The organism is Streptomyces sp. PKU-EA00015 (assembly GCF_013387495.1).
Classification (GTDB): Bacteria; Actinomycetota; Actinomycetes; order Streptomycetales; family Streptomycetaceae; genus Streptomyces.
Map to the genome: position 1 here is coordinate 1 of NZ_JABZEE010000074.1, position 26,682 is coordinate 26,682.

Annotated in this window: 26 protein-coding genes, 1 pseudogene and 1 riboswitch; of the genes and pseudogenes, 16 read left to right on the forward strand and 11 right to left on the reverse strand. The window is 71.5% G+C overall.

Annotated elements, in window-relative coordinates; all coding sequences use genetic code 11:
* Nucleotides 1–649: 649 nt before the first annotated feature.
* Nucleotides 650–2,263, forward strand: coding sequence for an N-acetylmuramoyl-L-alanine amidase (locus HW130_RS36605; RefSeq protein WP_218184225.1), 1,614 nt, complete (start codon nucleotides 650–652; stop codon nucleotides 2,261–2,263).
* A gap of 69 nt (nucleotides 2,264–2,332) precedes the next feature.
* Here HW130_RS36605 and HW130_RS32390 read toward each other — a convergent pair whose 3' ends face one another.
* Together HW130_RS32390 and HW130_RS32395 are read right to left on the reverse strand one after the other, a co-directional pair.
* On the reverse strand, nucleotides 2,333–2,851 hold the full coding sequence (locus HW130_RS32390; RefSeq protein WP_177153345.1) for a hypothetical protein: 519 nt from the start codon (nucleotides 2,849–2,851) through the stop codon (nucleotides 2,333–2,335).
* Between the two features lie 121 nt (nucleotides 2,852–2,972).
* Complete coding sequence (locus HW130_RS32395; protein ID WP_177153364.1) at nucleotides 2,973–4,565, reverse strand: glycoside hydrolase family 20 protein; 1,593 nt, start codon at nucleotides 4,563–4,565, stop codon at nucleotides 2,973–2,975.
* 375 nt (nucleotides 4,566–4,940) lie between these two features.
* Here HW130_RS32395 and HW130_RS32400 point away from each other — a divergent pair, with 375 nt between their 5' ends.
* The 6 genes from HW130_RS32400 (at nucleotide 4,941) to HW130_RS32425 (ending at nucleotide 9,672) form a co-directional block, all read left to right on the forward strand.
* Nucleotides 4,941–5,348, forward strand: a complete 408-nt coding sequence (locus tag HW130_RS32400; protein WP_375256610.1) for a 2-oxo-4-hydroxy-4-carboxy-5-ureidoimidazoline decarboxylase — start codon at nucleotides 4,941–4,943, stop codon at nucleotides 5,346–5,348.
* 202 nt (nucleotides 5,349–5,550) lie between these two features.
* Complete coding sequence (sdhC, locus tag HW130_RS32405; RefSeq protein ID WP_177153346.1) at nucleotides 5,551–5,931, forward strand: succinate dehydrogenase, cytochrome b556 subunit; 381 nt, start codon at nucleotides 5,551–5,553, stop codon at nucleotides 5,929–5,931.
* Nucleotides 5,932–5,939: 8 nt separating this feature from the next.
* On the forward strand, nucleotides 5,940–6,416 hold the full coding sequence (locus tag HW130_RS32410) for a succinate dehydrogenase hydrophobic membrane anchor subunit (protein WP_177153347.1): 477 nt from the start codon (nucleotides 5,940–5,942) through the stop codon (nucleotides 6,414–6,416).
* Between the two features lie 24 nt (nucleotides 6,417–6,440).
* Nucleotides 6,441–8,195, forward strand: coding sequence for a succinate dehydrogenase flavoprotein subunit (gene sdhA, locus HW130_RS32415; RefSeq protein ID WP_177153348.1), 1,755 nt, complete (start codon nucleotides 6,441–6,443; stop codon nucleotides 8,193–8,195).
* The gene (locus HW130_RS32420) at nucleotides 8,195–8,956 is read left to right on the forward strand and encodes a succinate dehydrogenase iron-sulfur subunit (RefSeq protein ID WP_177153349.1); all 762 of its coding nucleotides are present in this window, start codon (nucleotides 8,195–8,197) and stop codon (nucleotides 8,954–8,956) included. The genes sdhA and HW130_RS32420 overlap by 1 nt, the downstream gene beginning before the upstream one ends.
* 167 nt (nucleotides 8,957–9,123) lie before the next feature.
* Nucleotides 9,124–9,672, forward strand: a complete 549-nt coding sequence (locus HW130_RS32425) for a hypothetical protein (RefSeq protein ID WP_177153366.1) — start codon at nucleotides 9,124–9,126, stop codon at nucleotides 9,670–9,672.
* Nucleotides 9,673–9,740: 68 nt separating this feature from the next.
* Here HW130_RS32425 and HW130_RS32430 read toward each other — a convergent pair whose 3' ends face one another.
* Nucleotides 9,741–11,948, reverse strand: a complete 2,208-nt coding sequence (locus tag HW130_RS32430) for a DUF4132 domain-containing protein (RefSeq protein ID WP_177153350.1) — start codon at nucleotides 11,946–11,948, stop codon at nucleotides 9,741–9,743.
* Between the two features lies 1 nt (nucleotide 11,949).
* The gene (locus HW130_RS32435; protein ID WP_177153351.1) at nucleotides 11,950–12,252 is read right to left on the reverse strand and encodes a hypothetical protein; all 303 of its coding nucleotides are present in this window, start codon (nucleotides 12,250–12,252) and stop codon (nucleotides 11,950–11,952) included.
* Nucleotides 12,253–12,485: 233 nt separating this feature from the next.
* Here HW130_RS32435 and HW130_RS32440 point away from each other — a divergent pair, with 233 nt between their 5' ends.
* From HW130_RS32440 to HW130_RS32450, 3 genes are read left to right on the forward strand one after another with little or no spacing between them, the layout of a single operon-like run.
* A complete protein-coding gene (locus HW130_RS32440) occupies nucleotides 12,486–12,929 on the forward strand; it encodes a hypothetical protein (RefSeq protein WP_177153352.1) in 444 nt (147 codons plus the stop codon).
* Nucleotides 12,926–13,339: a thiol-disulfide oxidoreductase DCC family protein gene (locus HW130_RS32445; RefSeq protein WP_375256609.1), complete on the forward strand. Its 414-nt coding sequence runs from the start codon at nucleotides 12,926–12,928 to the stop codon at nucleotides 13,337–13,339. The genes HW130_RS32440 and HW130_RS32445 overlap by 4 nt, the downstream gene beginning before the upstream one ends.
* An 11-nt stretch (nucleotides 13,340–13,350) precedes the next feature.
* Complete coding sequence (locus tag HW130_RS32450; protein ID WP_177153353.1) at nucleotides 13,351–14,124, forward strand: TetR family transcriptional regulator; 774 nt, start codon at nucleotides 13,351–13,353, stop codon at nucleotides 14,122–14,124.
* A gap of 113 nt (nucleotides 14,125–14,237) precedes the next feature.
* Here HW130_RS32450 and HW130_RS32455 read toward each other — a convergent pair whose 3' ends face one another.
* On the reverse strand, nucleotides 14,238–15,632 hold the full coding sequence (locus tag HW130_RS32455) for a metallophosphoesterase (protein WP_177153354.1): 1,395 nt from the start codon (nucleotides 15,630–15,632) through the stop codon (nucleotides 14,238–14,240).
* A 12-nt stretch (nucleotides 15,633–15,644) separates the two neighbouring features.
* Nucleotides 15,645–15,899, reverse strand: a complete 255-nt coding sequence (locus HW130_RS36445; protein ID WP_256356482.1) for an SCO4848 family membrane protein — start codon at nucleotides 15,897–15,899, stop codon at nucleotides 15,645–15,647.
* Between the two features lie 190 nt (nucleotides 15,900–16,089).
* Between HW130_RS36445 and HW130_RS32460 the strand changes: the two genes are divergently transcribed.
* Complete coding sequence (locus HW130_RS32460) at nucleotides 16,090–17,277, forward strand: D-alanyl-D-alanine carboxypeptidase (RefSeq protein WP_309140647.1); 1,188 nt, start codon at nucleotides 16,090–16,092, stop codon at nucleotides 17,275–17,277.
* On the opposite strand, the gene HW130_RS32465 is transcribed toward HW130_RS32460, so the two are convergent.
* From HW130_RS32465 to trpS, 3 genes are all read right to left on the reverse strand, one after another.
* Complete coding sequence (locus tag HW130_RS32465; protein WP_177153355.1) at nucleotides 17,225–18,136, reverse strand: YihY/virulence factor BrkB family protein; 912 nt, start codon at nucleotides 18,134–18,136, stop codon at nucleotides 17,225–17,227. The two genes, HW130_RS32460 and HW130_RS32465, sit on opposite strands and share 53 nt — an antisense overlap.
* Before the next feature lie 64 nt (nucleotides 18,137–18,200).
* Nucleotides 18,201–18,782 carry a 2'-5' RNA ligase family protein gene (locus HW130_RS32470; protein WP_177153356.1) on the reverse strand — a complete coding sequence of 194 codons (582 nt, stop codon included), beginning with the start codon at nucleotides 18,780–18,782 and terminating at the stop codon, nucleotides 18,201–18,203.
* Between the two features lie 205 nt (nucleotides 18,783–18,987).
* Nucleotides 18,988–19,998: a tryptophan--tRNA ligase gene (gene trpS, locus HW130_RS32475; RefSeq protein ID WP_177153357.1), complete on the reverse strand. Its 1,011-nt coding sequence runs from the start codon at nucleotides 19,996–19,998 to the stop codon at nucleotides 18,988–18,990.
* Nucleotides 19,999–20,097: 99 nt separating this feature from the next.
* Between trpS and HW130_RS36870 the strand changes: the two are divergent.
* Nucleotides 20,098–20,259, forward strand: a pseudogene (locus HW130_RS36870) (sigma factor); the annotation flags it as partial.
* A 275-nt stretch (nucleotides 20,260–20,534) separates the two neighbouring features.
* Here the strand turns inward: HW130_RS36870 and glyA are convergent.
* A complete protein-coding gene (gene glyA / locus HW130_RS32485; protein ID WP_177153369.1) occupies nucleotides 20,535–21,803 on the reverse strand; it encodes a serine hydroxymethyltransferase in 1,269 nt (422 codons plus the stop codon).
* A 38-nt stretch (nucleotides 21,804–21,841) separates the two neighbouring features.
* Nucleotides 21,842–21,931: riboswitch (ZMP/ZTP riboswitch) on the reverse strand.
* Nucleotides 21,932–22,089: 158 nt separating this feature from the next.
* Between glyA and rocD the strand changes: the two genes are divergently transcribed.
* A complete protein-coding gene (gene rocD / locus HW130_RS32490) occupies nucleotides 22,090–23,295 on the forward strand; it encodes an ornithine--oxo-acid transaminase (RefSeq protein ID WP_177153358.1) in 1,206 nt (401 codons plus the stop codon).
* Between the two features lie 110 nt (nucleotides 23,296–23,405).
* Here rocD and HW130_RS32495 read toward each other — a convergent pair whose 3' ends face one another.
* Entirely contained in the window at nucleotides 23,406–24,815 is a 1,410-nt protein-coding gene (locus tag HW130_RS32495) for a PLP-dependent aminotransferase family protein (RefSeq protein ID WP_177153359.1), read from the reverse strand.
* A gap of 47 nt (nucleotides 24,816–24,862) precedes the next feature.
* Between HW130_RS32495 and HW130_RS32500 the strand changes: the two genes are divergently transcribed.
* The 3 genes from HW130_RS32500 to HW130_RS32510 are packed head-to-tail and all read left to right on the forward strand — an operon-like array spanning nucleotide 24,863 to nucleotide 26,510.
* The gene (locus HW130_RS32500; protein ID WP_177153360.1) at nucleotides 24,863–25,357 is read left to right on the forward strand and encodes a carboxymuconolactone decarboxylase family protein; all 495 of its coding nucleotides are present in this window, start codon (nucleotides 24,863–24,865) and stop codon (nucleotides 25,355–25,357) included.
* Nucleotides 25,358–25,368: 11 nt separating this feature from the next.
* Nucleotides 25,369–26,118: an isocitrate lyase/phosphoenolpyruvate mutase family protein gene (locus HW130_RS32505; protein ID WP_177153361.1), complete on the forward strand. Its 750-nt coding sequence runs from the start codon at nucleotides 25,369–25,371 to the stop codon at nucleotides 26,116–26,118.
* A gap of 50 nt (nucleotides 26,119–26,168) precedes the next feature.
* Nucleotides 26,169–26,510: a hypothetical protein gene (locus HW130_RS32510; RefSeq protein WP_177153362.1), complete on the forward strand. Its 342-nt coding sequence runs from the start codon at nucleotides 26,169–26,171 to the stop codon at nucleotides 26,508–26,510.
* The last annotated feature ends 172 nt before the right edge of the window (nucleotides 26,511–26,682 follow it).

Consider the following 26,682-nt stretch of genomic DNA (forward strand, 5'->3'; position numbering starts at 1 on the left):
GACGACGCCCTTGTCGTCGTCCTTTCCTGGCGGAGACGGTGGGGCCGCATAGGCGACCTGCGGCAGCAGCGTTCCCGCCACCGCCGACACCACCAAACAGGAGATATATCTCCCGTAGGGGATTTTCACCTCGATACCTTTCCGTACGGCGCTCCGCACCCACCGAACGGAATTGCTCCGCAGGCGAAAACGGCACGCCGAATAAGCCCGCCGGGGAATTCCGACGCGCCTGAACAGTGCCGCTCATCTGCGCGCGAGCAGGGATAGGACCACCTCGCGAGCGCGGCAGCGGATTATGGATCAGGTGACTGATGTCTCGTCAAGCGTCCGGACATACAGGGGCAATGGGTTACTGATTTGCCGTCAGTTCGTCCCTTTCTTCCCCTCACTCGCGCACGCGTTCCCCGATGGTGTATAACCGCGGCCTGGTTCCACGTGAAACCGCTTTCCCGCATGAGGATCACGGAGCTCCGGAATTCCGGGTTCCCGGTCGGCATTGCGCGGCGGCGGGACGGAGAGACGGCGGGCGCTGATCCGAGGGGGGCCGGCCTGCCGCCCATCGGAGTGCGGTCGCGGCGGACGTCCGCGGCCGCACCCCGGTGGGGCAACTCCGCGTGGGCGTCGATCACTTGCGTACGAGGGATGGGGCATGAGTCCGAGAAGAGCCCGCGCACCGCGGACGAGTACGGCACGACGCACGGTCTGGCTGGTGGCGGGAGCCGTCGTTCTCGGGGGCGGAGGGGTGACGGCCGTGGCCGTCACCGGTTCCTCCGGGGACGCGGGCGCGGGCGACAGCGGGCGTCCGGCGAAGGCGCACGTTCTGCCGCTGGACGGCAAGGACCCGAAGCAGCGCACCCTGCCGCGTACGGACACGCAGATGTTCTCGCTGGTGGGTGTGTCCTGGGAGGACAGCGCCGACGCCTTCGAGGGCACGGCCCAGATCCGTACCCGCAGTGCGGACGCGGGCACCTGGTCGGACTGGCGCGACCTCGAGTTCGGCATCCAGGCGCCGGAGTCCGCCGAGGGCGACACGTCCGGCGTGCGCGGCGCGTCCGAGCCGCTGTGGGTGGGACCCTCGGACGCCGTCGAGGCGCGGGTCCTGGCCGACGGCGAGGAGACCGCGGTCCCGAAGGCGTTGCGGCTGGACATGGTCGACCCGGGGACGGTGGACGGCGAGACCGCCAAGGGCGTGAGCGGCGGCGGCAAGGTCCGGACGACGGCGAAGCCCGAGCGGTCGAAGTCGCCCGGTAAGCCGGCGGCGGAGCCGTCGGAACCGGTCGCGTCCACCATGCCCTCCGAGAGCACCGGCAGTGAGCCGACGGACCAGGCGTCCTCCGCCGCACCGTCCGAGACGCCCGCCGCGCCGAGCGACGCCCCGGCCGAGCCCACGCCGTCCGTCAGCGAGGAGCCCACCGCCTCCGCCGAGCCCGAGCCGAGCGGGACGCCCGCCGAGCCGTCGGAGCCCGCGCCGTCGCAGGAGCCGACCGTGGCGCCGTCTGCGAGCGAGCCTTCGTCCGAGCCGCCGGCCGAGTCCTCGGCCCCCGCGGAGCCGACGGCCTCACCGTCGGAGCCGGCCCCGTCCACCGGCCCGACGGACGTCCCGACCGCCGACCCGAGCGGCACCCCGGCTCCGGGTGAGAGCACGCCCGCGCCGACCGCGCCCGCGATCGTGAGCCGGGCCGAGTGGGGCGCGGACGAGTCGCTCGTCCAGGACCCGCCGGCGTACCTCGGCAAGGTCGACGCTGTGTTCGTGCACCACACGGCCGGTACGAACGACTACGCCTGCTCCGAGTCACCCGCCATCATCCGCGCGATCCTCACGTACCACGTGAAGACGAACGGCTGGAACGACGTCGGCTACAACTTCTTCGTCGACAAGTGCGGCACGGTGTTCGAGGGCCGCGCGGGCGGCGTGGACAAGCCCGTCCAGGGCGCCCACACGTACGGCTTCAACGGCTACTCGTCCGGTGTCTCCCTGCTCGGCGACTACGAGAACGGCGGTACGCCGACGGCCGCGGCCCAGCAGGCCGTCGCCGACATCTCCGCGTGGAAGCTGGGACTGCACGGTGTCGACCCGGAGGCCAAGGTGACGCTCACCGCGGCCGCCGACACCGGCGTGTGGAAGAAGGGCGACAAGGCCACGCTGTACACGATCTCCGGACACCGTGACGGCTACGCCACCCTGTGCCCGGGCAGGACCCTGTACTCCGCCCTGCCGGCGATCCGCCTGGCGGCGGGCGCGTCCCCGTACGCCGCGGGCTGAGCCGACAGGCGCGGCGGCGGCCGGCGCCCTGACGGGGCGCCGGCCGCCGCCGTCGTCCCGGAACGTCGGTCAGGACTGGGAGCGCGCTCTGCGGGACAGCGCCGCGCGCAGCACCCGCCGGCCCTCGGTGGCCAGGTCCATGGCACGGCGCAGGCCGGCGGTGCCCTCGGTCGCCAGGAGGATCTCCAGGATCTGAATCTGGCGCCGCTCCTCCCCCGCGACGAGGGGCCCGTCGGCGCCGTCGGTCGGGTCGAGCTCCTGGTGGACCTCGAGCGCCAGGGCGGAGCACGCCGAGGCCCACTCGGCGAGCCGTTCGGCCACCCACTCGGAGGGCGCGGCGCCGATCATCTGCCGTACCGGTGCGGCCGCCTCGTCCGCGGCGGGGACGGCGTCGAGGGCGGCCCTGGCGGTGGCGAGCCGATCGGCCCAGCCGTCCTCGCCCGCGGCGATGCCGGACCACAGCGGGCGGAGCACGTCCATCTCGTCGACGAGCAGCGGCAGACAGCGGTCCAGGCAGGCGAGCCCGCTCGCGGCGAGAGCGCGCTCGTCCGCCTCTGCGATCAGTTCCGTCAGGCTCTTGGACGTCATACGGACGCCTCCCATCGGCGACGAAGTCACTGCTCTTTCTGCGCCCGATGGCTCGAATGCGTCACTCTGTGGCTGAAGTCCAATAGTCAACGAATTTCTCCGGCGCTCGTCCGCCCCGCGCTCAGCCCAGCGTCCGCGCCAGCTCCGTGAAGGACTGCCAGTCGCGCGCGGGCACGCGCGGGTCCCACAGCTTCTGGGCCGTGGCCTGGAGCGGCCGGCGGATGCCCGCCGCGACCTGGTCCTGCGTCTGGGAGTTCGCGAGGTCGCACCAGACGGCGAAGCGGCCGCCGAGGATCTGCGACGAGTACCGCTGCGGCACCGGCTGGGTGCCGCGCAGCACCAGCGGCGTCCACTCCTCGTAGATCCGGCGGCCGGTCGGGTACGTGAACTGGTTCGGCTCGCCGAGCACGTAGTAGAGGTACTCGTCGTTGAGGTTCACCAGCTTGCGGCCCTCGGCCAGGTACTCCTCGGGCGGGCGCGCCCCGATCTCCTTGCCCGTCCAGTACTCGACCTCGATGTTCTTGTCGGCGCTCACCACTCCCCCGGTGAAGAACCCGTCGTTCCACGCCTTGGGCTGCTTCTTCCGGTCGCGCACCACGGCCGCGCGGTCGTTCAGCCAGCCCTCGGCCAGGTCCTGGACGCCGGCTCCGGCGCCGTACTTCTCGCGGGCGGCCGTCGCCAGCTGCGGGTAGGAGGCGGCCGGGTCGCTGACGGTCAGCGCCTGGTACTCGTCGGCGCCGACGTGGAACCACGCGCCCCCGAACAGCGCGGTGTACTCGCGCAGCAGGTCGTCGACGATCTTCGCCGCCCCGGGGTTCGAGATGTCGATCGCGCCCTGCCGGGGCACTCCCTGCACGTTGCGCAGCTGGAGCTGAGGGTGGGCGCGCAGCACGGCGCCCAGGTGTCCGGGCGAGTCGATCTCGCCGACGACGGTGATGTGCAGCCGGGCGGCGAGCGCCAGGATGCGGCGGACCTCGGCCTTGGTCAGATGCGGATCGGAGACGATCTCGGGGTGCGAGTCGGACTGGATGCGGAAGGCCTGGTCGTCGGAGAAGTGCAGCCCGAGCTGGTTCAGCTTGAGGTCGGCCATCTCGCGCAGCCGGTCCTCGATCCATCCGGCGGTGAAGTGCTTGCGGGCGATGTCGACGTTCAGTCCGCGCTGGGGGCGGTCGGGCCGGTCGCGTACGACGCCTTCGGGCATCGCGCCGCCGGAGCGCACGGCCTGCTTGAGGGTGCGGGTCCCGTAGAAGACGCCGGCCTCGTCGGGGCCGGTGATGCGGACTCGTCCGCCCCGGGTGGCCAGGGTGTACGACTCGGGGGCGCCGCCGCCCGTGAGCGCCAGTTCCACGTCGCCGGAGCGGGCCGCGTTCGTGCCCCGGAAGCCCAGCTTCAGCTCCTGGGCGATCAGGCGGCCCTCGTCCGCCAGCTCCTCGTTGCCCTTGGCGACGACGACGGCGCTTTCCGCCGTGCGGCTCCAGCCGGGGCCGCGGGCGGCCTGGTGGTCGCGTACGGAGGGGATGGTGGCGGGCGGTCTCGACAGGACGTAGCTGCGGGTGGGGCTCGGAGTGGGGGACGGAGTGCCGGGTGCGGCCCGGTCCGGGGCGGTGAGGGGCGCCGCCTGTCCGTCGTCGGAGCAGCCGGTCACGGTGCCCGAGAGGACGGCGACGGCGGCGGCCGTCGCCGCGGCGACCTGCCTCTTTCGCGAACGCCTCATCATGCGGAAAACCTCCCGGATGCGGATGAACCCGATCGAAGTACACCGGCCGTCCTGTCCAGCCTCCACCCTCGACGTCCATCGCATGAGCCCAAACTCTCCCGTTCGGGTGAAATTTGCGCATCCATCGGACAACTCTCGACACCCGTCGATAGCGTTGCGACTCATCCTTCCCTCCCTTTCCAGCCGTCCCGCTGGCTTTTCGAGGAGTCCCCGCTGTCCAGCGATTCCCACGCCGGCACCCCTGAGCGACCGCCGACACTCCGCTCCACCTGGAGCACTCTCGCCCCCTCGCCCATACCTCCCCGGCACGGCACGCCGAGAGGACTCGCGCACTTCAACGGCGCTCCGCCCGAGGCCGCCGAGGCCCTCCTGCTGACCTGCTGCGGAAGCCTCCGCTGGGCCCGCCGGGTCGCGGCCCACCGGCCCTACCCCGACCTCGATGCGCTGCTGGCCGCCTGCGACGAGGCCGGGTACGACCTCACCCCCAGCGACATGCACGAGGCGCTGTCCCGCGAGTCCTCCGCCGCCCTGCACCCCCGCGCACCCCAGGCGGCGCACACCGCGCTCGCGGCCGCGCACGCCGCCTACGAGAGCCGATTCGGGCACGCGTTCGTCATCTGTCTCGAGAAATACGGCCCGGACGAGCATCTCGATCAACTACTCACCGGTATCCACGGCCGGCTCTCCCACGAACCTGACGAAGAACGGTCCGTTTCCGCCGACGAACTGCGCGCCCTCGCGCGCGCCCGGGTGGCCCGGGCCATGGCCGGCCGTCCGTAATTCGACGTCGGGTGTCCGCAAGGCGCCGCGTCTAGCCCGTCCGGGCCTTTTGGCTGCCTGTTTGATCACACCTGCGGACCCGGCGCGAACGAACCGACAACACGTCGCTACGATGGCCGGGGCCGGTGGACCGTACCCGGCCGGGCCAGACCGACAATCCCAAGCCGGCAGGCCCCAATCCCCGCTCCCGGAGGGTTCTTCCGTGCCGGCTGGAACGCTGTACCGCGGCCGGGAAGGAATGTGGTCCTGGGTGGCTCACCGAGTCACCGGCGTCCTCATCTTCTTCTTCCTGTTCGTACACGTGCTGGACACCGCGCTCGTCCGTGTCTCCCCCGAGGCGTACGACGAGGTCGTCGCCACCTACAAGACGCCGATCGTCGCGCTCCTCGAATACGGCCTCGTCGCCGCGATTCTCTTCCACGCGCTCAACGGCCTGCGTGTCATCGCCGTGGACTTCTGGTCCAAGGGCCCGCGCTACCAGAAGCAGATGCTCTGGTCAGTGATGGCCGTCTGGATTGTGCTGATGGCTGGAGCGCTGTACCCCGTGCTCGGCCATGCCGCTCGTGAACTGTTCGGGAGCTGAGGCGAGAGATGTCCACTGAGGTTTCTTCCTCCATCGGCGAGGTCGAGGGCGGGCGCGTCTATGACGTCGACAACCCGGCCCCGTACATCGAGGCCCCGCGCAAGCGCACCAAGAAGACCCCGAAGGCGACCCGGGGCAACTTCGAGATGGCCGCATGGCTCTTCATGCGCCTCTCGGGCATCGTCCTCGTCGTTCTGGTCATCGGCCACCTGCTGATCCAGCTGGTGCTCGACGGCGGCGTCTCCAAGATCGGCTTCGCCTTCGTGGCCGGCCGCTGGGCGTCCCCGTTCTGGCAGACCTGGGACCTGCTGATGCTGTGGCTTGCCATGCTGCACGGCGCCAACGGCCTCCGCACCGTCATCAACGACTACGCGGAGCGCGCGAACACGCGTCTGTGGCTCAAGGGCCTGCTGTACACCGCCACGGTGTTCACCATCCTTCTGGGCACGCTGGTGATCTTCACCTTCGACCCGAACATCCGCTAGGCACGGGGCTGAGGTAATCCACTCATGAAGATCCACAAGTACGACACCGTCATCGTCGGCGCCGGCGGCGCCGGCATGCGCGCCGCCATCGAGGCGACGAAGCGCAGCCGCACCGCCGTGCTGACGAAGCTCTACCCGACCCGCTCCCACACGGGCGCCGCGCAGGGCGGCATGGCCGCCGCACTGGCGAACGTGGAGGAGGACAACTGGGAGTGGCACACCTTCGACACGGTCAAGGGCGGTGACTACCTGGTCGACCAGGACGCCGCCGAGATCCTGGCGAAGGAGGCCATCGACGCCGTCCTCGACCTGGAGAAGATGGGCCTGCCGTTCAACCGCACCCCGAACGGCACCATCGACCAGCGCCGCTTCGGCGGCCACTCCCGCAACCACGGCGAGGCCCCGGTCCGCCGGTCCTGCTACGCCGCGGACCGCACCGGCCACATGATCCTCCAGACGCTGTACCAGAACTGCGTCAAGGAGGGCGTGGAGTTCTTCAACGAGTTCTACGTCCTGGACCAGCTGATCACCGAGGTCGACGGCGTCAAGACGTCCGCCGGCGTGGTCGCCTACGAGCTGGCCACCGGCGAGATCCACATCTTCCAGGCCAAGGCCGTGATCTACGCGTCCGGCGGCACCGGCAAGTTCTTCAAGGTGACCTCCAACGCGCACACCCTGACCGGTGACGGCCAGGCCGCCTGCTACCGCCGCGGTCTGCCGCTGGAGGACATGGAGTTCTTCCAGTTCCACCCGACGGGCATCTGGCGCATGGGCATCCTGCTGACGGAGGGCGCCCGCGGTGAGGGCGGCATCCTCCGCAACAAGGACGGCGAGCGCTTCATGGAGAAGTACGCGCCGGTCATGAAGGACCTCGCGTCCCGTGACGTCGTCTCGCGCTCCATCTACACGGAGATCCGCGAGGGCCGCGGCTGCGGTCCCGAGGGCGACCACGTCTTCCTGGACCTGACCCACCTGCCGCCGGAGCAGCTGGACGCCAAGCTCCCGGACATCACGGAGTTCGCGCGCACGTACCTCGGCATCGAGCCCTACACGGACCCGATCCCGATCCAGCCGACCGCGCACTACGCCATGGGCGGCATCCCGACCAACGTCGAGGGTGAGGTCCTCAGCGACAACACCACCGTCGTCCCCGGTCTGTACGCCGCCGGTGAGGTCGCCTGCGTCTCGGTGCACGGCGCCAACCGCCTGGGCACCAACTCGCTGCTGGACATCAACGTCTTCGGCAAGCGGGCCGGCATCGCCGCCGCCGAGTACTCCGCGAAGGCCGACTACGTCGACCTGCCCGAGAACCCGGCGTCGTTCGTCCAGGAGCAGGTCGAGCGCCTGCGCAACTCCACGGGCTCGGAGCGCGTCTCGGTGCTGCGCAAGGAGCTCCAGGAGACGATGGACGCCAACGTGATGGTGTTCCGCACCGAGCAGACGATCAAGACCGCGGTCGAGAAGATCGCGGAGCTGCGCGAGCGGTACCTGAACATGTCCATCCAGGACAAGGGCAAGCGGTTCAACACGGATCTGCTGGAGGCCATCGAGCTGGGCAACCTGCTCGACCTGGCCGAGGTCATGGCCGTCTCCGCCCTGGCCCGCAAGGAGTCCCGCGGCGGTCACTACCGCGAGGACTTCCCCAACCGCGACGACGTCAACTTCATGCGCCACACCATGGCGTACCGCGAGGTGGGCGACGACGGCTCCGAGACCGTCCGTCTCGACTACAAGCCGGTCGTCCAGACCCGCTACCAGCCGATGGAGCGTAAGTACTGATGGCTACCCCCGTCATGGACAAGGCCGAGGCGGTGGCCAAGGCCGCCTCTCCGTACATCACGGTCACCTTCCGGATCCGCCGCTTCAACCCCGAGGTCTCGGACGCGGCGGTCTGGGAGGACTTCCAGATCGAGATCGACCCGAAGGAGCGCGTGCTCGACGGTCTCCACAAGATCAAGTGGGACGTCGACGGCTCGCTGACCTTCCGCCGCTCGTGCGCGCACGGCATCTGCGGCTCCGACGCGATGCGGATCAACGGCAAGAACAGGCTCGCCTGCAAGACGCTGATCAAGGACATCAACCCGGAGAAGCCCATCACGGTCGAGGCCATAAAGGGCCTCACGGTCCTCAAGGACCTGGTCGTGGACATGGAGCCGTTCTTCCAGGCGTACCGCGACGTGATGCCGTTCCTGGTCACCAAGGGCAACGAGCCGACGCGTGAGCGTCTGCAGTCCGCCGAGGACCGCGAGCGCTTCGACGACACCACCAAGTGCATCCTGTGCGCCGCGTGCACGTCCTCGTGCCCGGTGTTCTGGAACGACGGCCAGTACTTCGGCCCGGCGGCGATCGTCAACGCGCACCGCTTCATCTTCGACTCGCGTGACGAGGCGGGCGAGCAGCGCCTGGAGATCCTCAACGACAAGGACGGCGTGTGGCGTTGCCGCACCACGTTCAACTGCACGGACGCCTGCCCTCGTGGTATCGAGGTCACCAAGGCGATCCAGGAAGTGAAGCGCGCGCTGATCACGCGCCGCTTCTGATGCAACAGATGCCACAGATCTTCGTGTGACGTGGCGTCAAGGGCCTCGACTCCCGCCCGTGGAGTCGAGGCCCTTGCCCGTATCGCCGTACGGGCTTCACCGACCGGGGGCGGACCTGGCAGGATCGGGGAACGTCTGACGTGACGCAGCAGGAAAGCGGGGACGAGATGACCGAGCCCAATCCGTACAGGGACGGGGAGCCCGAGTACCAGTGGGGGCCGACGCAGCCGCCGGGGACGCCGGCGTACGGCTACCCGAACGCGGCACCGGGCTACGGCTATCCCCAGGACCCGCCTCCCTCCTACGCGCAGACGCAGCCCGCCGGTGTGCCGGTCCCGGTGACGGGCGGGCCGCCCGCCCCGACGGGCGGTCAGCCGCTGGTGTCGATCGGTGACATCACCGTCATGGGCGACTCGATCGTGACGCCCGCCGGGTCGATGCCGCTGCGCGGCGCGGTGTGGAACGCGACGGACATGTCCCGCACCGAGGAGAAGATCCCGACGCACGCGATCGTGCTCGCCATCGTCTTCTTCATCTTCTGCCTGCTCGGTCTGCTCTTCCTGCTCATGAAGGAGAAGCAGACGACCGGCTTCATCCAGGTCACCGTCACCAGCAACGGCAAGCACCACTCGACGATGATCCCGGCGCGGGGCCCGGAGACCTTCCAGCAGGTGATGGGGCAGATCAACTACGCGCGCTCGCTGAGCAGCATGTAAGCGGCGGCTGCGGCCCGCTTGCCCGGTCCGCCGGGTCCTCGCCTGTCAGCCGGCGAGGACCCGGCGGATCACAGCTGGCTCAGGATCGTCGGGTCCGTGATCTCGGAGTCCCGCGCCAGCAGTGTCGCCTTGCTGAGGATCACGGTGAGCATCCGGTCGCCCTCGAACGGCAGGAAGCCGGTGTCCGCGGCGGTCGCTCCCCGCTCGGGGACGATGCACAGATAGCGCTCATACGGGTCGATCAGCACGTTGCCGGAGCCCAGGTGGATGCGGTAGGCGTGGCGGTCGCCGCGGACGTGGAGGAAGCGGCCCTCGACCGTGCACCGGTCGGCTGCCGCGAGCCGGGGCACGAGCCGGGTCAGCAGGTCCCTGCGGGTCGCGGCCGTCGCGGACAGCTCGCCGAAGCCGTACGCGCTCCAGTAGTCGCGGAAACGGCCGCGGGGGCCGCCGTCCTGCCAGGTGGGGTCGTTGCCCACGGAGGAGACGCCGACGAACAGGTCGACGTCGCGCAGGACTTCGGAGAGCACGAGCGCCGGGACCTCGCTGAGCGGCACCGGCTCGGCGGGCGCGGTGCGGCTGAACCGGTTGGTGCTCGGGCGGTACTCCCCGCCGCCCGCGTGCGCCCAGTTCGCCGGGGCGTCGATCCGGTGGAAGCGGACCTGGTCGGTGGTGATGCGGGCGTATGCCCCCGAGTCGGTGAGGTCGCCGTCCTCGCTGCCGCCGATGCCCTCGATCCAGTACTCCGCGCGCAGACCCCACTCGGGCAGTCCGCGGACGGCCGGCGGGTACGCGTCGTCGACGCACAGCCGCAGCTTGGCAGTCCAGCCGCGCACCGCCGCCAGGGCGTTGAACTGGTACTGGCCGAGGATGTGGCCGGCGAAGCGGTTGGAGTACGTCCCGGTGGTGCGCTCGGCGTCGGTGAGGGGATACACCTCGCGGTGCGCCTGCTTGAACGGCTGGGTGACGCCGAGCTGTTCGAGCCGGTCGCGCCAGGCCGCGATCTCGCGGTCGGGCCGCCCGACCGGATGCCACAGCTCGACGCGGGCCCCCGCCTTCGAGACGCAGACCGGGTCGCCCTCGAGGGTGCGGATGTCCGTGCCGTCGAACGCGACGGGTGTGTCCCCGACCAGCCAGATCAGCCGACGGGCGAGGGCCCCGACGAGCGGATGGTCGAGGAAGCGCTCGCGCCAGCTCCAGAACTCCCAGCCGCGGCGGGCCAGGAACAGCCGGTCCAGGCGCTCCGAGACGGCCGTGAGCATCCTGTCGATGTCCTTGACCGCGGCGCGCAGCTCCTTGACCTCGTCGGGGAAGTCGCGCCGGACGGCGGCGGGCACGGACTTGACCGTCCTGCCGGCGGCGGTGCGCCAGGTGAGGACCGCTTTGCCGCCGTGGATCTCCAGGACGGCGGTGCTGTCGCCCAGTTGCCGCTCGCCCCGGCCCACTTCGGTGAGCCCGTACGAGGGGACGGCCAGCTCCTCGATGTCCTCGCGGGTCAGGCCGAGGGCCTCGGCCTTGGCGTCGAGCGCGGCGCCCAGCTGCTTGAGCGTGCCCTTGTACGTCACCCGGGCGGACAGCCGGGCGAGCTCGGCGAGCGCGGCGTCGCCCTCCGCCAGGGACAGGGCGGTCACGCCCGCGTTCGCCACCTTGGGGGCGCGGGGGCCGATGCCGCGGACCTTGCGCAGCGCGGTCTCCACGAGGGCGCCGAGCGCGCGGGCGACGTCCTGCGACGGCGGCAGCAGCGCGGCGAGCCAGGCGAGGCCGCGCAGCGCGTCGGTGTTGTACGGGTCGAACAGCGCGTTGTGGTCGTGGTCCCGGGGGGCGACGTGCAGCGGATGGGTGCGCGGCGAGCCGGTTCGGTCGAGCCAGTCGAGCACCAGGCGGCGGGCGGCCTCCGCGCCGATCTCGTCGATCAGTGCGGCCGCCGTCCTGTTCCAGGCGGCGGACGGCTTGGCGGCGGTGGCCTGCTTCAGGTGCATGAGCAGCCGCCGTCCCGGGTCCCCGAGCTCGGCGGCGTCGGCGAGGGCGCGGTCCGCCCAGGCCTCGCCCGGGTTGAGCACCGGGTCCTCGATGCGGTCGAGCAGGGCCTGCAACTCGGGCGAGTGGGCGTAGGTGTCCAGCATGGTGCGGCGCAGCAGCGCGACGAAGGGTCCCGGCAACTGACCGCCGGCCTCCTGCTCCTCGCGCACCAGCGTGATCAACTCGTGGTACTGGTGCAGCGAGCGGGCGGTGCCGAGCTCGTCCATCCGGCTCCGGCGCGTGATCTGAGCACGGCTCATGTCAGCCACCCACCAGCGGGACGAGCCGGAGGAAGGTGACCTCGGTGGCGGCGCCGAGGTCGACGGTCTCGTCCAGCTCGGTGATCTGGCGGTCGCCGACGAGCACCAGGAAGCCGCCCCGCCCGAAGGCCTCGACGGCACGCTCGCCCGCGCGCTCCCGGTCCTCGCCCCCCTCGCCCGCCTCCTCGGCGGCGCGGCGGCGGATGAGCTCGCGCAGCGCGAGGCGCTCCTCGGCGATCTGGAGTCCGAGGGCGTCACGCCGGGTTCCCGATGTCGTCTCGTCGACGAACCTCACGTGTGCCATGCCGGAAGAGTAGAAGCCCCCTCTGACAACCAGCCGCGGCTGGGCAACTCGCGGGGGGAGGGAGGGCGTTCGAGGAACGCCTCCGGGACCACCGTCGCCTGTCTGCCGCTGACGTCCTCGACGGCGTACAGCCGCCGCACGCCCGACCCCCGACCACCTGACTTGAACATGTTCAAAAGGAGGTCTACAGTCATGTGCACCAGCTTTTGAACATGTTCAAGGGAGGGTGGGGCATGGACCTCACTGTTGTCGCATACGTCTCGTACCTGCTGATCAGCGTGGCGCTCACCGTCTGGGTCGCCCGCACCCTCAGCCGGAACGGCAGGATCTTCCTCGCCGACGTGCTCAAAGGGAACGAGAAGCTCGCCGACGCCGTCAACCACCTGCTGGTGGTCGGCTTCTACCTGGTCAATCTGGGCTTCGTCGCCCTCTATCTGAGGTCTTCCGAGGCAGTCACCGACGCACGCGGCCTCCTCGAGGCCCTGTCGGTGAAGATCGGCGTCGTGCTGCTCGTCCTCGGCGTGATGCACCTCGGCAACGTCTACGTGCTCAACAAGATCCGCCGACGCGGTGTCATGGAGCGCGAGCAGACCCCGCCGGTCGGACCGCAGGGCTGGACCCGGCAGTCCCCCGCCGACCCGTGGAAGGGACCGGCCGCCGGTCCCGCCGGGGCGTGACGGCGGTGCCCGCCCCGGTCCGCGCACTGACCGTCCTCTACGACGCGAACTGCCCCCTCTGCGTCCACCTGCGCAGCTGGCTGCTGCGGCAGCGGCAGCTCGTCCCGCTGCGTGCCGTACCCGCCGGATCGGTGGAGGCGCAGCGCAGGTATCCGGAGCTCGACCACGCCCGGACGCTGCGGGAGATCACCGTGATCGGGGACAGCGGCCAGATCTACACCGGCCAGGCCGCCTGGGTGGTCTGCCTGTGGGCGCTGGCCGAGTACCGGTCCAGGGCCCACTGGCTGGCCACCCCCGCGGGGGCGCCGTTCGTCCGCGTCACCATGCTCGCCGCGGCCAAGTACCGCGAGGCCGTGGGCCGTCCCGGCACCGCGTCGCCCTGCGCGGAGCAGTGCGCCGTCCCCCGTTAGGCTCGGGCACCGTGACTGATCCGAAGGACCCCACCGAGGCGAAGGCGCCCAAGAGCGAACAGACTCGCACGCTGATCCTGGAGACCGCCCTCCGGCTCTTCCAGGAACGCGGCTACGACAGGACGACGATGCGGGCCATCGCCAAAGAGGCCGGCGTCTCGGTGGGGAACGCGTACTACTACTTCGGTTCCAAGGAACACCTCGTCCAGGGCTTCTACGACCGGATCGCCGCCGAGCACCGCGCGGCGGTCCGGCCCGTGCTGGACAAGGAGACCGACTTCGAGGCGCGGATGGCGGGCGTCCTGACCGCCTGGCTGGACATCGCCGAGCCCTACCACGAGTTCGCGGCGCAGTTCTTCAAGAACGCCGCCGACCCCGAGAGCCCGCTCAGCCCCTTCTCCCCCGAGTCGGAGCACGCCCGCGAGGAGGCCATCGCCGTCCACCGCGAGGTCCTCGCGGGCTCGAAGGCGAAGGTGGCCGAGGAACTGCGGGACATCCTCCCGGAGCTGATGTGGCTCTCCCAGATGGGCCTCGTCCTGTACTGGGTGTTCGACCGCTCCGAGAACAGCGAGCGCAGCCGGCGGCTGGCCGTCCGCGGCGCCCGGCTGACCGCCCGTGGTGTGGCGCTCGCCCGGTTCCGGGTGCTGCGGCCGCTGGTGCGCGAGGTGCACGAGCTGTTCACGGACTTCCTGCCCGGGATGGCGCACACCGTCGCCGCCCGCAAGGCGAGCGGCGACGGCTCGGACTCCGTCTCCGGCTCCCGGGACGCGGGCGGCGAGGACTGAGCGGACACCCGCCCGCGGTCACCGCCGGTCCGGCTCCCACAGCCTCCACACGCCCGCGCCGACCGACAGGCACGGGACGCGGGCCACGCCCGCGCGGCTGATCCCGCGCCCCCTCACGCCTGGCGTGAGGCGAGCTCCACGACGGTGATGTCGGACGAGGCCCCGACGCGCACCGGCGGGCCCCACGCGCCCGCGCCGCGGGAGACGTACAACTGCGTGTCGCCGTAGCGCTCCAGACCCGCGACGGTCGGATTGGCCAGGCCCGCGACGAGGTTTCCGGGCCAGAGCTGGCCGCCGTGGGTGTGCCCGGACAGCTGGAGGTCCACGCCCTGCTCGACGGCGTCGTGGATGACGACGGGCTGGTGCGCGAGGAGGACGGCCGCGCGGGAGCGGTCTCGGTCACCGAGCGCCTTCGCGAAGTCGGGGCCCTGCCCCTCGCTCTCGCCCGCGACGTCGTCGACGCCGGCGAGGTCGAAACCGCCCGCGATCTCGACGCGTTCGTTGCGCAGCGGTCGCAGGCCCAGCTCGCGGACGTGGTCGACCCACGCGTCCGCGCCCGAGAAGTACTCGTGGTTGCCCGTCACGAAGAACGCGCCGTCGCGCGAACGGAGCGCGGCGAGCGGCTCGGCGGCGGGCCCGAGGTCGGCGACGCTGCCGTCGACGAGGTCGCCCACGACGGCGACGAGGTCGGGCTGGGCCGCGTTGATGGAGTCGACGATGCGCTGCGTGTGGGCGCGGCCCAGGATGGGCCCGAGGTGGATGTCGCTGACGACGGCGATGCGGTAGCCGTGGGCGGCGCGGGGCAGCTTGGCGAGCGGAACGGTGACGCGCTTGACGCGGGGGCCGCGCAGGACGCCGTACGTGCCGTACCCGACGGTCCCCAGCGCGACGGTGGCGGCCGCGCCGCCGACGACCCGCGCGACGAACAGCCGCCGCGAGAGCGCCCCGCCGGATGTGGGTGCGTCCGTACGGGTCCCCTCGGACGCGGCGTCACCCGTGTCCGGCGGGACGAGGGCCTTCGTCGCAACGGCCCCGTCGCCGGACGAGCCCGCGGGCCCGGCAGGAACAGTGGCCTCGGCCTCGGCGAGGACGCCGGCGGGCGCCGGCGAGACGGCGGCCGGGGTGGCGAGCCGACCGGCGCCGGAGGCCGCAGCACCCGCGGACGCGGCGTCGCCGCAGGCCGGTGCACGACGGGCGAGGTAACGCCGCAGCACAGGGCGCACCGCCTCGCCCGCAACCAGCGCCAGCACCAGGTACAGCAGCACCGCGAGCCACAGGAAGCCGGGCCAGGCGACCACCTGCTGCACCGCGAACGGTGCGCCCGCGCGGCCCGACATCAGCGCGCCGAGCGACAGCAGCGGCAGCACCCACAGCACCGCCGTGCCGACCCTGCGGGCGGTCCCGCCCGGCACGGTCGTGTCGCGCACCAGGCGACGCCACACGTACCAATGCGCGCCCGCGAGCAGGGCGACGACCAGAATGATCACGAGCACGACGACAGCGACCACGAACGCGTTCCCCTACCCCTTGTGCGTGCGCTCACGGCGCAATGCGCGCAGACCGCGCAACCCGATGATGCCGATGGTCGTCCCCAGGACAAAGGACGTGATGGCGAGCAGCAGATGGACCCAGAAGTACCCGGTCGGGTCGCCCGCGTCGTCGAACGCGAGCCCACTGGCGTCCTGCCACAGGTTCTTGACGAAAGTGATCCAGATGAACCAGCTCCATACCCCGAACGCGAGCAGGAACCAGGACACGGGGCGGCTGAGCTTCATGAGTCAAGTATCGCGGGCGTCCGCCGAGCGGGCCTCGCGGGGTGCTCTGTCCCGGCGTCGCTCCCGGCGGGTCAGCGGGCCGATCTCCATATTTTCAGCAACGCCCTGTACGTTCTCGTCCGTGTCTGCTCTGTCTGCTGCCCTGAAACCGTTCGCGAGAAGGGTCGCGCTCGCCGCCGCGGCCTCCGCGATGCTGCCCGCCCTGACCGCCGCGCCCGCGTCCGCGGCGACGCTCGACGACAAGCCAGGCACCAAACAGCCCAAGCCACCGGCCACCATGTCGACGGTCGGAGGGGCCCAACTCGGCAAGCCGGGCACGCAGGTGAGGCTCGGCGCGGGCGCGCCGGTCCTGCCGAAGGACGTCAGCGGCCGTTCGTGGATCGTCGCGGACGCCGAGAGCGGCGACGTGCTCGCCGCCCACAACGCGCACTGGCGCCTGCCCCCCGCCTCGACGATGAAGATGCTCTTCGCGGACACGGTGCTGCCCAAGCTGTCCAAGGACACCGTCCACAGGGTGACCGCCCAGGACCTCGCGGACGTCGGCGAGGGCAGCAGTCTCGTCGGGGTCAAGGAGGACCACACCTACTCGGTCCACGACCTGTGGCTCGGTGTATTCCTGCGCTCCGGCAACGACGCCGTGCACGTGCTGACGGAGATGAACGGCGGCATGGCCAAGACGGTCCACGACATGCAGGCGCACGCCGACGAGCTGCAGGCACTCGACACGCGCGTCGTCTCCCCGGACGGCTACGACGAGCCCGGTCAGGTCTCCTCCGCGTACGACCTCACGCTCATCGCCCGCAGCGGCATGCAGAAGAAGGACTTCCGCGAGTACTGCTCCACCGTCCGCGCGAGCTTCCCCGGGGAGCAGAAGGAGGGCGAGGAGCGCGAGTCGTTCGAGATCCAGAACACCAACCGCCTGCTCACCGGGGCGGCCGGGATCGAGCCGTACAAGGGCATCGCGGGCATCAAGAACGGAAACACCACGCACGCCGGAGCGACGTTCACCGGTGTCGCCGAACGGGACGGCAGGGTCCTGCTCGTGACGGTCATGAACCCGGAGTCCGAGGAGAGCCAGGCCGTCTACAAGGAGACCGCCCGGCTGCTCGACTGGGGCTTCGCGGCGGCCGGCAAGGTGACCCCGGTGGGTGAACTCGTGCCGCCGAAGTCGGCCGGGACGGCTCCGACGGCCGAGCCGGTCAAGGACGGCAAGGGGGCGCCCGCGAAGCCCGTGGCCGCCGCCCAGCACGGCTCGGGCGGCATGGGCGTCGCACTCGCCGTCGCGGCCGGCGTGCTGGTGCTGCTGGCCGCAGGCGCGTTCCTCGTCAAGCGCCGCTGGCCGCTTCCGGAGAGGATGCGCCGCCTCCCGCGCTCCTGACGCCGTCGCCGCTGCTCCGCGTCGCCGTCCAGGCGGCGCAGAACAGCAGCAGTTTGGCGGTGAAGTTGATCCAGAGCATGAGCGCGATCGGCACGCCGAAGGCGCCGTACATGCTGCGGGTCGCGACGCCCTGCATGTAGCCGCCGAGCAGCATCTTGAGCAGTTCGAAGCCGACCGCGCCGATCAGGGCGGCCACGACCAGCCGGTGGCGCGGCGGCTGCACGCCGGGCAGCAGCGTCAGGACGTAGAGCAGGATCAGGAAGTCGGCGAGCACGGCGACCACGAGGGCGGCGAGGCGCAGGAGGACGCCGCCGATCCCGCCCTGCTCCAGGTCCAGCCTCTCCGCGCTCCACCCGACCGCCGTGGAACCGAGCGCGGAGGCGGCGAGCGAGGCCAGACCGATGCCTCCGAGTCCTGCCAGCACGCCCGCGTCCTTGAGCCTGCGGACCAGCGGATTGCCCTCGTCCTGGTCGTCGAGCTCCCACACGGCCCGCAGACAGTCCCGGATCGAGCCGACCCAGCCGATGCCGGTGAACAGCAGCAGGGCGCCGGCGACCGCACCCACTGTTCCCGCGTTGGCGACGAGGCCGTTGACGTCGACCTGGTCGGAGATGCCCGGCACCTGGTCGGAGATCTTGTTCTCCAGCGTGTCCAGCGCCTCCTGGTCGAGCAGCGCGGCACCGATCGCGGCGGCCACCGTGATCAGCGGGAAGAGGGCGAGGAAGCTGAGGAACGTGACGGCCGCGGCCAGCCGCGTCCAGTGCACCCGCTCCAGGGTCTCGTAGCTGCGCCAGGCGTGCGTGCGCATCAGGCGGGCGGCGAGCGGGCCGACGACGGGGAGCTTGATCAGCCAGTCCATGCCGTACGCCTACCCGGCGATCGCGCCGCCAGTGCCCCCAGGCGCCGGTACGGCGGCGAGGCGGTCAGGCGGTGGTGGCCCGCTCGTCGACCGGTGCGCCCTGAGCGGGGACTCCGGGGACGCCGCCCCCGAAGGCGAAGGTGCGCAGTTTGCGCCACACGCCGTCCGCGCCCTGCTCGTACAGGGCGAAGGAGGCGCAGGTCCATTCGGCGGCGTACTCCGACAGCTCCTCGTACGCCCGGTCCATCGCCTCCTCGGAGATGCCGTGGGCGACGGTGACATGCGGGTGGTACGGGAACTGCAGCTCGCGCACCAGCGGGCCGGACGCGTCCCGCACCCGCTGCTGGAGCCACGAGCAGGCCGAGCCGCCTTCGACGACCTGGACGAAGACGACGGGCGACAGCGGGCGGAACGTGCCCGTGCCGGACAGGCGCATCCGGAACGACCGCCCGGCCGCCGCGACGGCCGCGAGGTGCGCCTCCACCGCGGGCAGCGCGGCGGAGTCGACCTCGGTCGGCGGCAGGAGGGTGACGTGAGTCGGAATGCCGTGCGCGGCGGGATCCCCGAAGCCCGCACGCCGCTCCTGGAGCAGGCTGCCGTACGGCTCCGGGACCGCGATCGAAACGCCGAGCGTTACGGTCCCCACGTCGTTCTCCTCAGTCTCGGTGCGCGGGCTGCTGTCGACAGCCTGCGCGGGTGTGCAGCGCCAGTGTGGCTGCTGTACCGCCGGTTCGGCCAGAGTCCTTGGACACAGGTCCTTCGACTCCTTCCGCCCGGCGGCCTTCCGGTGTGCGCTCGGTGCGCGTCCGGGCGCGCTCGGTGCTCGCGCCCGGTCCTCGCGGTCCTCGCGCTCAGTGCTTGGCCGGGAGGAAGCCCACCCGCTCGTACGTGGTGGCCAGCGTCTCCGCGGCCACCGCGCGGGCCTTCTCCGCGCCCTTGGCCAGGATGGAGTCCAGCGTCTCCGTGTCGTCCAGGTATTCCTGTGTCCGGGTGCGGAACGGTGTGACGAATTCGACCATCACCTCGGCGAGGTCCGTCTTGAGCGCACCGTAGCCCTTGCCCTCGTACTTCCGCTCCAGATCGGCCACAGCCGTACCCGTGAGGGTGGAGTAGATGCTGAGCAGGTTGCTGACGCCCGGCTTCTCGACCGCGTCGAAACGGATCACGGTGTCCGTGTCGGTGACCGCGCTCCTGACCTTCTTCGCGGTCGTCTTCGGCTCGTCGAGCAGGTTGATGAGGCCCTTCGGCGTGGAGGCCGACTTGCTCATCTTGATCGACGGGTCCTGGAGGTCGTAGATCTTCGCCGTCTCCTTGAGAATGTGCGGCGCGGGGACGGTGAACGTGTCGCCGAAGCGGCCGTTGAAACGCTCGGCCAGGTCGCGGGTCAGCTCGATGTGCTGGCGCTGGTCCTCGCCGACCGGGACCTCGTTGGCCTGGTACAGCAGGATGTCCGCCACCTGCAGGATCGGGTACGTGAACAGGCCGACCGAGGCGCGATCGGCGCCCTGCTTGGCGGACTTGTCCTTGAACTGCGTCATCCGGGACGCCTCGCCGAAGCCCGTCAGGCAGTTCATCACCCACGCCAGCTGGGCGTGCTCGGGCACGTGGCTCTGCACGAACAGCGTGCAGCGCTCGGGGTCGAGCCCCGCGGCGAGCAGCTGGGCGGCGGCGAGCCTGGTGTTGGCACGCAGCTCCGCAGGGTCCTGCGGAACGGTGATCGCGTGCAGGTCCACGACCATGTAGAACGCGTCGTGGGACTCCTGGAGGGCCACCCACTGGCGGACGGCGCCGAGGTAGTTGCCGAGGTGGAACGAGCCGGCGGTGGGCTGGATTCCGGAGAGCACACGAGGTCGACGCTGCATGGCGGTGCCATTCCCCTGAGGGTGGTGGTGGGCGACGGGCGGGCGAACTGAGGCCATGCTCCACATTCTCTCAGGTGCGGAACCGGTGTCCGGCCGCCGGTGCATTCCTGCACGAGGCGGGGGGAGGGGGCCCTGGAGGCCGCCTTCGGTACGGGCGCGGACGCGGAGGAATGTGGTGCAGGTGGGTTCCTCAGGGCATATCGAGCGTTGGGCCGGTTCCGGGACGGCGAGAGGTTCGGACCGTGGCTGCTGCGGATCGCGGCCGATGAGACGAGGAACACAGTGGGCTCCGCCGTGCGGGCCGGGCGCACTGCCGCTCGGCGGCGAGCCGCGGGCTCCGGGGCGGACGGTCCGGCGCCGTGGGCACGGAGCAGCTCGTCCACGGAGCCGGAGCCGACGGCAGCGGCGTCGAGCCCCGCGGACGCACGGTGGTGGGCCGGCCTGGACGCCAGGACCGGCCGGGCCGACCGGCTGTCCGGGCCGACCGGCATGTCCGGGGCCGCCGGCCCGGACCGACTGGCACCGGCCGCCTCGGGCTACGCGGGCAGGCCCGGTGCCGGGTGCGCCGACATCAGGTCGGACACCTCCGCGCGGATCGCGGCCAGCGCGCTCTCGTCGCCCTTGGCCGCCGCCGCGACACCGCGGTCGATCCACTCGGCGACCGCGGCCATGTGCTCCGTGCCGAGGCCGCGGGAGGTCAGCGAGGGGGTGCCGATGCGGATGCCGGACGGGTCGAAGGGCTTGCGGGGGTCGAAGGGCACGGTGTTGTAGTTGACGACGATCCCGGCCCGGTCGAGCGCCTTGGCCGCCACCTTGCCGGGGACGTCCTTCGAGGTGAGGTCGATCAGGATCAGGTGGTTGTCGGTGCCGCCGGAGACCAGGTCGAAGCCGCGCGCGAGCAGCTCGGCGGCGAGCGCCTTGGCGTTGGCCACGACGGCGTGGGCGTAGTCGCGGAAGGAGGGCTGGGCCGCCTCGTGGAGGGCGACGGCGATCGCGGCGGTGGTCTGGTTGTGCGGGCCGCCCTGGAGACCCGGGAAGACGGCCTTGTCGACGGCCTTGGCGTGCTCCTCGCGGCACATCAGCATGGCGCCGCGCGGCCCGCGCAGGGTCTTGTGGGTGGTGGTGGACACGACGTCGACGTGCGGCACGGGCGACGGGTGGGCGCCGCCCGCGATGAGACCGGCGATGTGGGCGACGTCGGCGACCAGCACCGCGCCGGCCTCCCGCGCGATCTCGGCGAAGGCGGCGAAGTCGATGGTGCGGGGCAGCGCGGTGCCGCCGCAGAAGATGACCTTGGGCCGCTCCTTGACGGCGAGGTCGCGCACCTGGTCGAAGTCGATGAGCCCGTCGTCGTGGCGCACGCCGTACTGCACACCCCTGAACCACGTGCCGGTGGCCGAGACGCCCCAGCCGTGCGTGAGGTGGCCGCCCATCGGCAGCGCCATGCCCATCACGGTGTCGCCGGGCCGGGCGAACGCGAGGTAGACGGCGAGGTTGGCCGGGGAGCCGGAGTAGGGCTGGACGTTGGCGTGGTCGACGCCGAAGAGGGACGTGGCACGGGCGACGGCGAGCCGTTCGACCTGGTCGATGTTCTGCTGGCCCTCGTAGTAGCGGCGGCCCGCGTAGCCCTCGCTGTACTTGTTCTGCAGAACCGTGCCGGACGCCTCCAGCACGGCGGCCGAGACGTAGTTCTCGCTGGGGATCAGTCGCAGGGTGTCGGCCTGGAGCAGTTCCTCGGCGCCGACGAGGGCGGCGAGTTCGGGGTCGGCGGCGGCGAGCGCGGGGTGCGGCAGGGGAAGGGCCATGGTGTCCTCCGGGACGGTCCGTGACATCGGTCGTGGTCCCGGGGTGCCCAGGCGATCGACACCACGCGTTACTGCCCCGCGCGGCTTCCTCGGGGTCGGTTCCCCGTACGCCAGTCGCCGCACGTATCGCCCACCCTAGCCCCTGACGGGCACGCCGACAGCCCGGTTTACCCGTCCGCACGGCGAGCGACGATAGAAACGGGAGCAAACCCCCGGATCCGGGCACCGTCCAGGGGACGGGGCGCCGTCCCTCATCGGCTGGTCCGTCCTGACGATCGGAGCACCCGTGTCGACCACGACTTCCGCCTTCGCCTCCGCGGAGGCGCACACCGCGCACAACTACCACCCCCTCCCCGTCGTCGTCGCCACGGCCGACGGCGCCTGGATGACCGACGTCGAGGGGCGCCGGTTCCTCGACATGCTCGCCGGCTACTCGGCCCTCAACTTCGGCCACGGCAACCGCCGGCTGATCGACGCGGCGAAGGCCCAGCTCGACCGGGTCACGCTCACCTCCCGCGCCTTCCACCACGACCGGTTCGGGGACTTCTGCGCCCAGCTGGCCGAGCTGTGCGGCATGGAGACGGTGCTGCCGATGAACACCGGCGCGGAGGCGGTGGAGACGGCGGTGAAGACCGCCCGGAAATGGGGCTACCGGGTCAAGGGCGTCCCCCAGGGACAGGCGAAGATCATCGTCGCGGCGAACAACTTCCACGGCCGCACGACCACGCTGATCAGTTTCTCGACCGACCACGAGGCCCGGGCCGACTACGGCCCGTACACGCCCGGCTTCGAGATCGTGCCGTACGGCGATCTGACCGCGCTCGAGGCGGCCATGTCCGCGAACACGGTGGCGGTGCTGCTGGAGCCCGTCCAGGGCGAGGCCGGCGTGCTGGTCCCGCCGCACGGCTACCTCCCCGGAGTGCGCCGGCTCACGCGGGAGCGCGGTGTGCTGTTCGTGGCGGACGAGATCCAGTCGGGCCTGGGACGGACGGGAAAGACCTTCGCGTGCGAGCACGAGGGAGTCGTGCCGGACGTGTACGTCCTGGGCAAGGCGCTCGGCGGCGGTGTGGTGCCGGTGTCGGCGGTCGTCTCGTCCGCCGAGGTCCTCGGGGTGTTCCGGCCGGGCGAGCACGGGTCGACGTTCGGCGGCAATCCGCTGGCCTGCGCGGTGGCGCTCGAGGTCATCGCGATGCTGCGCACCGGCGAGTTCCAGGCGCGGGCGGCCGAGCTGGGCGAGCACCTGCACCGTGAACTCCGCCTGCTCGCGGAGCGCGGCGTCGTGACGGAGGTGCGCGGGCGCGGGCTGTGGGCGGGTGTGGACGTCGCGCCGGGCCTGGGCACGGGCCGGGAGGTCTCGGAGAAGCTGATGGACCGGGGTGTCCTGGTCAAGGACACCCACGGTGCGACGATCCGGATCGCGCCGCCGCTCGTGATCAGCAAGGAGGACCTGGACTGGGGGCTCGACCAGCTCCGGGCGGTCCTCACGGATTGAGCCGCGACCCGCCGGTTCACCCGCCCGCGGGCATTTCGCCGGTCGGCCCCGTCCGGGCCGCCGCCCGGCGTCGGGCATCGGGCATCGGGCATCGGGCATCGGGGGCACGGCTACTCCAGCGACTTGCACAGCGCCTCCAGCGCTCCCGCCCAGGCGCTGTCCGGCGGCGTCGCGTACCCGACGACGAGTCCCTCACGGTCGGCGGCGCGCGCGTCGGCGTGGCGGAAGTTCGAGAGGCCGTTCAGCGCGAGGCCGTGCCAGGCCGCGGAGCGGACGGCCTGGCGCTCGGTGCCCGGCGGGAGTTCGAGCACCGCGTGCAGCCCGGCGGCGATCCCGCTGACGCGGACGGCGGGGGCGCGCTCGGCCAGCGCCGCCACCAGCTGGTCGCGCCGCCGCCGGTACCTCAGCCGCATCCCGCGTACGTGCCGGTCGTACGCGCCCGAGGCGATGAACTCCGCCAGCGTCAGCTGATCCAGCGCGCCGCAGGCCCACTCCTCGTGGCCCTTGGCCTCCAGGGCCTCGCCGACCATGCTCTCCGGCAGCACCATCCACCCCAGCCGCAGCCCTGGCGCAAGGGACTTGCTCGCTGTGCCCATGTAGACGACGCGTTCGGGGTCGAGTCCCTGGAGGGCGCCGACGGGCTGGCGGTCGTAGCGGAACTCGCCGTCGTAGTCGTCCTCGAGAATCACACCGCCCGTCCTGCGCGCCCAGTCGACGGCCGCGGCGCGCCGGTCGGGGTGCAGGGGAACGCCCAGCGGGAACTGGTGCGCGGGCGTCATCAGCACCGCGCCCGCGCCCCGCATCCCGCCCAGCCCCTCCGTGCACGTGCCGGCGTCGTCGAAGGGCAGCGCGGGCGTGCCGAGCCCGGCCCCGGTCAGCAGGTTCCGGTGGACGTCGAGCCCGTAGGACTCGACGGCCACCTCCCGCACCCGCCGTCTCCCGAGGATCCTGCCCATCAGCATCAGGCCGTGCACGAAGCCGTTGCAGACGACGACCCGTTCGGGCGCGGCGTACACACCGCGGGCGCGGGCCAGGTAGTCGGCGAGCACGGTCCGCAGTTCGATGCGTCCGCGCGGGTCGCCGTAGCCGAACGCCTCGTGGGGTGCGGCGGTCAGCGCCCTGCGCGCGGCCTTGAGCCACTCCGCCCGCGGGAACGACGCGAGGTCGGGGCTTCCCGGCTTCAGGCTGTAGGCCGGCCCGCGGCGTACGGGCCGCGCCCGCACCCGGGCCTCCCCCGACGGCGGCTTGCGCGGCGCGGACCTCTGGGCGACCCGGGTTCCCGAGCCCTGCTGTGCGACGAGCCAGCCCTCGGCGACCAGTTCCGCGTAGGCGTCGGCGACGGTGTTGCGCGCGACGCCCAGGTCGGCGGCGAGGGAGCGGGATGACGGCAGCCGGGTGCCGGGCATGAGCCTGCCGGTGCGGACCGCCTCCCGCAGGGCGTCCATGAGTCCGCTGCGCAGCCGGGTGCCACGCAGCTCCAGATGCAGGTCGGCACCGAAAGTGGCCCAGGAATCCGTCATGAGAATGGACCATACCGCTGAGCCACACGGCCCGTACGGTCGTCACCATGACGACGAACGACACGTGCGCCACCGAAGTCGAGCCGCGTATCCGCGTCTCCGAACTCCTCCCCGATGTCTACAAGGCCGTGGTCCGGCTGGACGGAGCCGCCCGGAAGAACCTCGACCCGACCCTGCTGGAACTGGTGAAGATCCGCGCCTCGCAGATCAACCACTGCGCGTTCTGCCTCGACATGCACAGCAAGGACGCGCTGGCCGCGGGCGAGTCGGTGGAGCGCATCGTGCAGCTGGGCGCGTGGGAGGAGTCGCGGCACTTCTACACCGAGAAGGAGCTCGCCGCACTCGAACTGACGGAGGCGGTGACCGTCCTGACGGACGGTTTCGTCCCCGACGAGGTCTACGAGAAGGCGGCCCAGCACTTCGACGAGACCGAACTGGCCCATCTCATCGCGTCGATCGCGGTGATCAACGTCTGGAACCGCTTCGGCGTGGCGGGGCGGCTCGTCCCCGGCCACTACACGCCCGGCTCGCTGAAGCACTGAAGGGGAGCGAGATGACCGCAACCGCTGGGGCGTTCCGCGCCCTTCACCACGGACGCGAGGCCGGCGATCCGCTCGTCCTGCCGGGGCCGTGGGACGCGGCGAGCGCCCGCGCGTTCGCCGACGCGGGCTTTCCCGCCCTCGCGACGCCGAGCGCGGGGGTCTCGGCGTCCCTCGGCCACGAGGACGGCGAGACCCCGGCCGACGAGATGTTCGCGGCCGTCACCCGTATCGCACGGTCCGTCGCCATCCCCGTGAGCGCCGATGTCGAGGACGGCTACGGCCTGCCGCCGAAGGAGCTGGTGGAACGGCTGCTGGAGACGGGCGCGGTCGGCTGCAACATCGAGGACACGGACCGCGCGACGAAGACCCTCAAGGACCCGCACCGGCAGGCCGACTGGCTGGCGGAGATCCGCGCGGAGGCGGGTGACGCGCTGTTCGTCAACGCCCGCGTCGACACGTTCCTGCGCGCGGCGGGCGACCCGGCGCAGGCCGTCGCCCGCATCCGGCTGTATGTCGAGGCGGGCGCGGACTGTGTCTACCCGATCGGTGTGCCGTCCGGGCAGCTGCCGCTGCTGCGCGCTGCCACCGAGGCCCCGATCAACGTGTTCGCGCCCGCGTCCGACCCGCCGGTGGCCGAGCTCGGCCGGCTGGGCGCGACCCGCATCACCTTCGGCCCGGGTCTCCAGCGCCGGGCGCAGGCCGCGGTGGCGGACATCGCCCGCGAGCTGTACGAGACAGGGCCGGGGCGGGCGAAGCTCTGAAGAGGCTCAACTGCGTTGAGGACAGGCCTTTCATGGAACACGATCACCGTATGTTCGGACTCACCAAGCAGGAACAGTCAGTGATCGTGCTGCGCGACGCGGACAGCATCGTCGCCGCGGTCCGCGCCGCGCTGGACCGGGCCACCCCGGAGGAACGTCCCGGACTCCAGCGGGCCCTGGAGATCGTCGAGGACGCGTCGGCCACGACGCACGAGGACCTGCAGGCCCGTTGGGTGCGCCAGCGGCTCGACGCTGCGGGTGTGACGGGCCCCGCGGACTCGATCCCGGCGATCAAGGCCCTGCGGGAAGCCGCACCGGGCCTGAGCCTCAAGTCGGCGGTGGACCTGGCGAAGACGACGCGGTCGGCCGAGTCGGCACGCCGCGGCGCCTAGGGTCTTTCGTTTGGATCAGGCCGGATCAGTGAGTGGGGGTCCCCCCACGCCCGCAGGGCGTAGGGGGAGGGTCTGGTGCGTGCGATCGCAAGGCGGAGGAGGAAGACAATGGCGGAGCCATGGCGACCGACGACAACGCGGCGAGCGTGCGTGCCAGGGCCCGCGAGCCCGG

Bases quoted from the DNA above. Each gene is read 5' to 3' on its own strand.
- HW130_RS36605 (WP_218184225.1), top strand. From the start codon at position 650: ATGAGTCCGAGAAGAGCCCGCGCACCGCGGACGAGTACGGCACGACGC.
- HW130_RS32390 (WP_177153345.1), bottom strand. From the start codon at position 2,851: ATGACGTCCAAGAGCCTGACGGAACTGATCGCAGAGGCGGACGAGCGC.
- HW130_RS32395 (WP_177153364.1), bottom strand. From the start codon at position 4,565: ATGAGGCGTTCGCGAAAGAGGCAGGTCGCCGCGGCGACGGCCGCCGCC.
- HW130_RS32410 (WP_177153347.1), top strand. From the start codon at position 5,940: ATGTCCACTGAGGTTTCTTCCTCCATCGGCGAGGTCGAGGGCGGGCGC.
- sdhA (WP_177153348.1), top strand. From the start codon at position 6,441: ATGAAGATCCACAAGTACGACACCGTCATCGTCGGCGCCGGCGGCGCC.
- HW130_RS32420 (WP_177153349.1), top strand. From the start codon at position 8,195: ATGGCTACCCCCGTCATGGACAAGGCCGAGGCGGTGGCCAAGGCCGCC.
- HW130_RS32425 (WP_177153366.1), top strand. From the start codon at position 9,124: ATGACCGAGCCCAATCCGTACAGGGACGGGGAGCCCGAGTACCAGTGG.
- HW130_RS32430 (WP_177153350.1), bottom strand. From the start codon at position 11,948: ATGAGCCGTGCTCAGATCACGCGCCGGAGCCGGATGGACGAGCTCGGC.
- HW130_RS32435 (WP_177153351.1), bottom strand. From the start codon at position 12,252: ATGGCACACGTGAGGTTCGTCGACGAGACGACATCGGGAACCCGGCGT.
- HW130_RS32440 (WP_177153352.1), top strand. From the start codon at position 12,486: ATGGACCTCACTGTTGTCGCATACGTCTCGTACCTGCTGATCAGCGTG.
- HW130_RS36445 (WP_256356482.1), bottom strand. From the start codon at position 15,899: ATGAAGCTCAGCCGCCCCGTGTCCTGGTTCCTGCTCGCGTTCGGGGTA.
- HW130_RS32460 (WP_309140647.1), top strand. From the start codon at position 16,090: ATGCTGCCCGCCCTGACCGCCGCGCCCGCGTCCGCGGCGACGCTCGAC.
- HW130_RS32465 (WP_177153355.1), bottom strand. From the start codon at position 18,136: ATGGACTGGCTGATCAAGCTCCCCGTCGTCGGCCCGCTCGCCGCCCGC.
- trpS (WP_177153357.1), bottom strand. From the start codon at position 19,998: ATGCAGCGTCGACCTCGTGTGCTCTCCGGAATCCAGCCCACCGCCGGC.
- glyA (WP_177153369.1), bottom strand. From the start codon at position 21,803: ATGGCCCTTCCCCTGCCGCACCCCGCGCTCGCCGCCGCCGACCCCGAA.
- HW130_RS32495 (WP_177153359.1), bottom strand. From the start codon at position 24,815: ATGACGGATTCCTGGGCCACTTTCGGTGCCGACCTGCATCTGGAGCTG.
- HW130_RS32500 (WP_177153360.1), top strand. From the start codon at position 24,863: ATGACGACGAACGACACGTGCGCCACCGAAGTCGAGCCGCGTATCCGC.
- HW130_RS32505 (WP_177153361.1), top strand. From the start codon at position 25,369: ATGACCGCAACCGCTGGGGCGTTCCGCGCCCTTCACCACGGACGCGAG.
- HW130_RS32510 (WP_177153362.1), top strand. From the start codon at position 26,169: ATGTTCGGACTCACCAAGCAGGAACAGTCAGTGATCGTGCTGCGCGAC.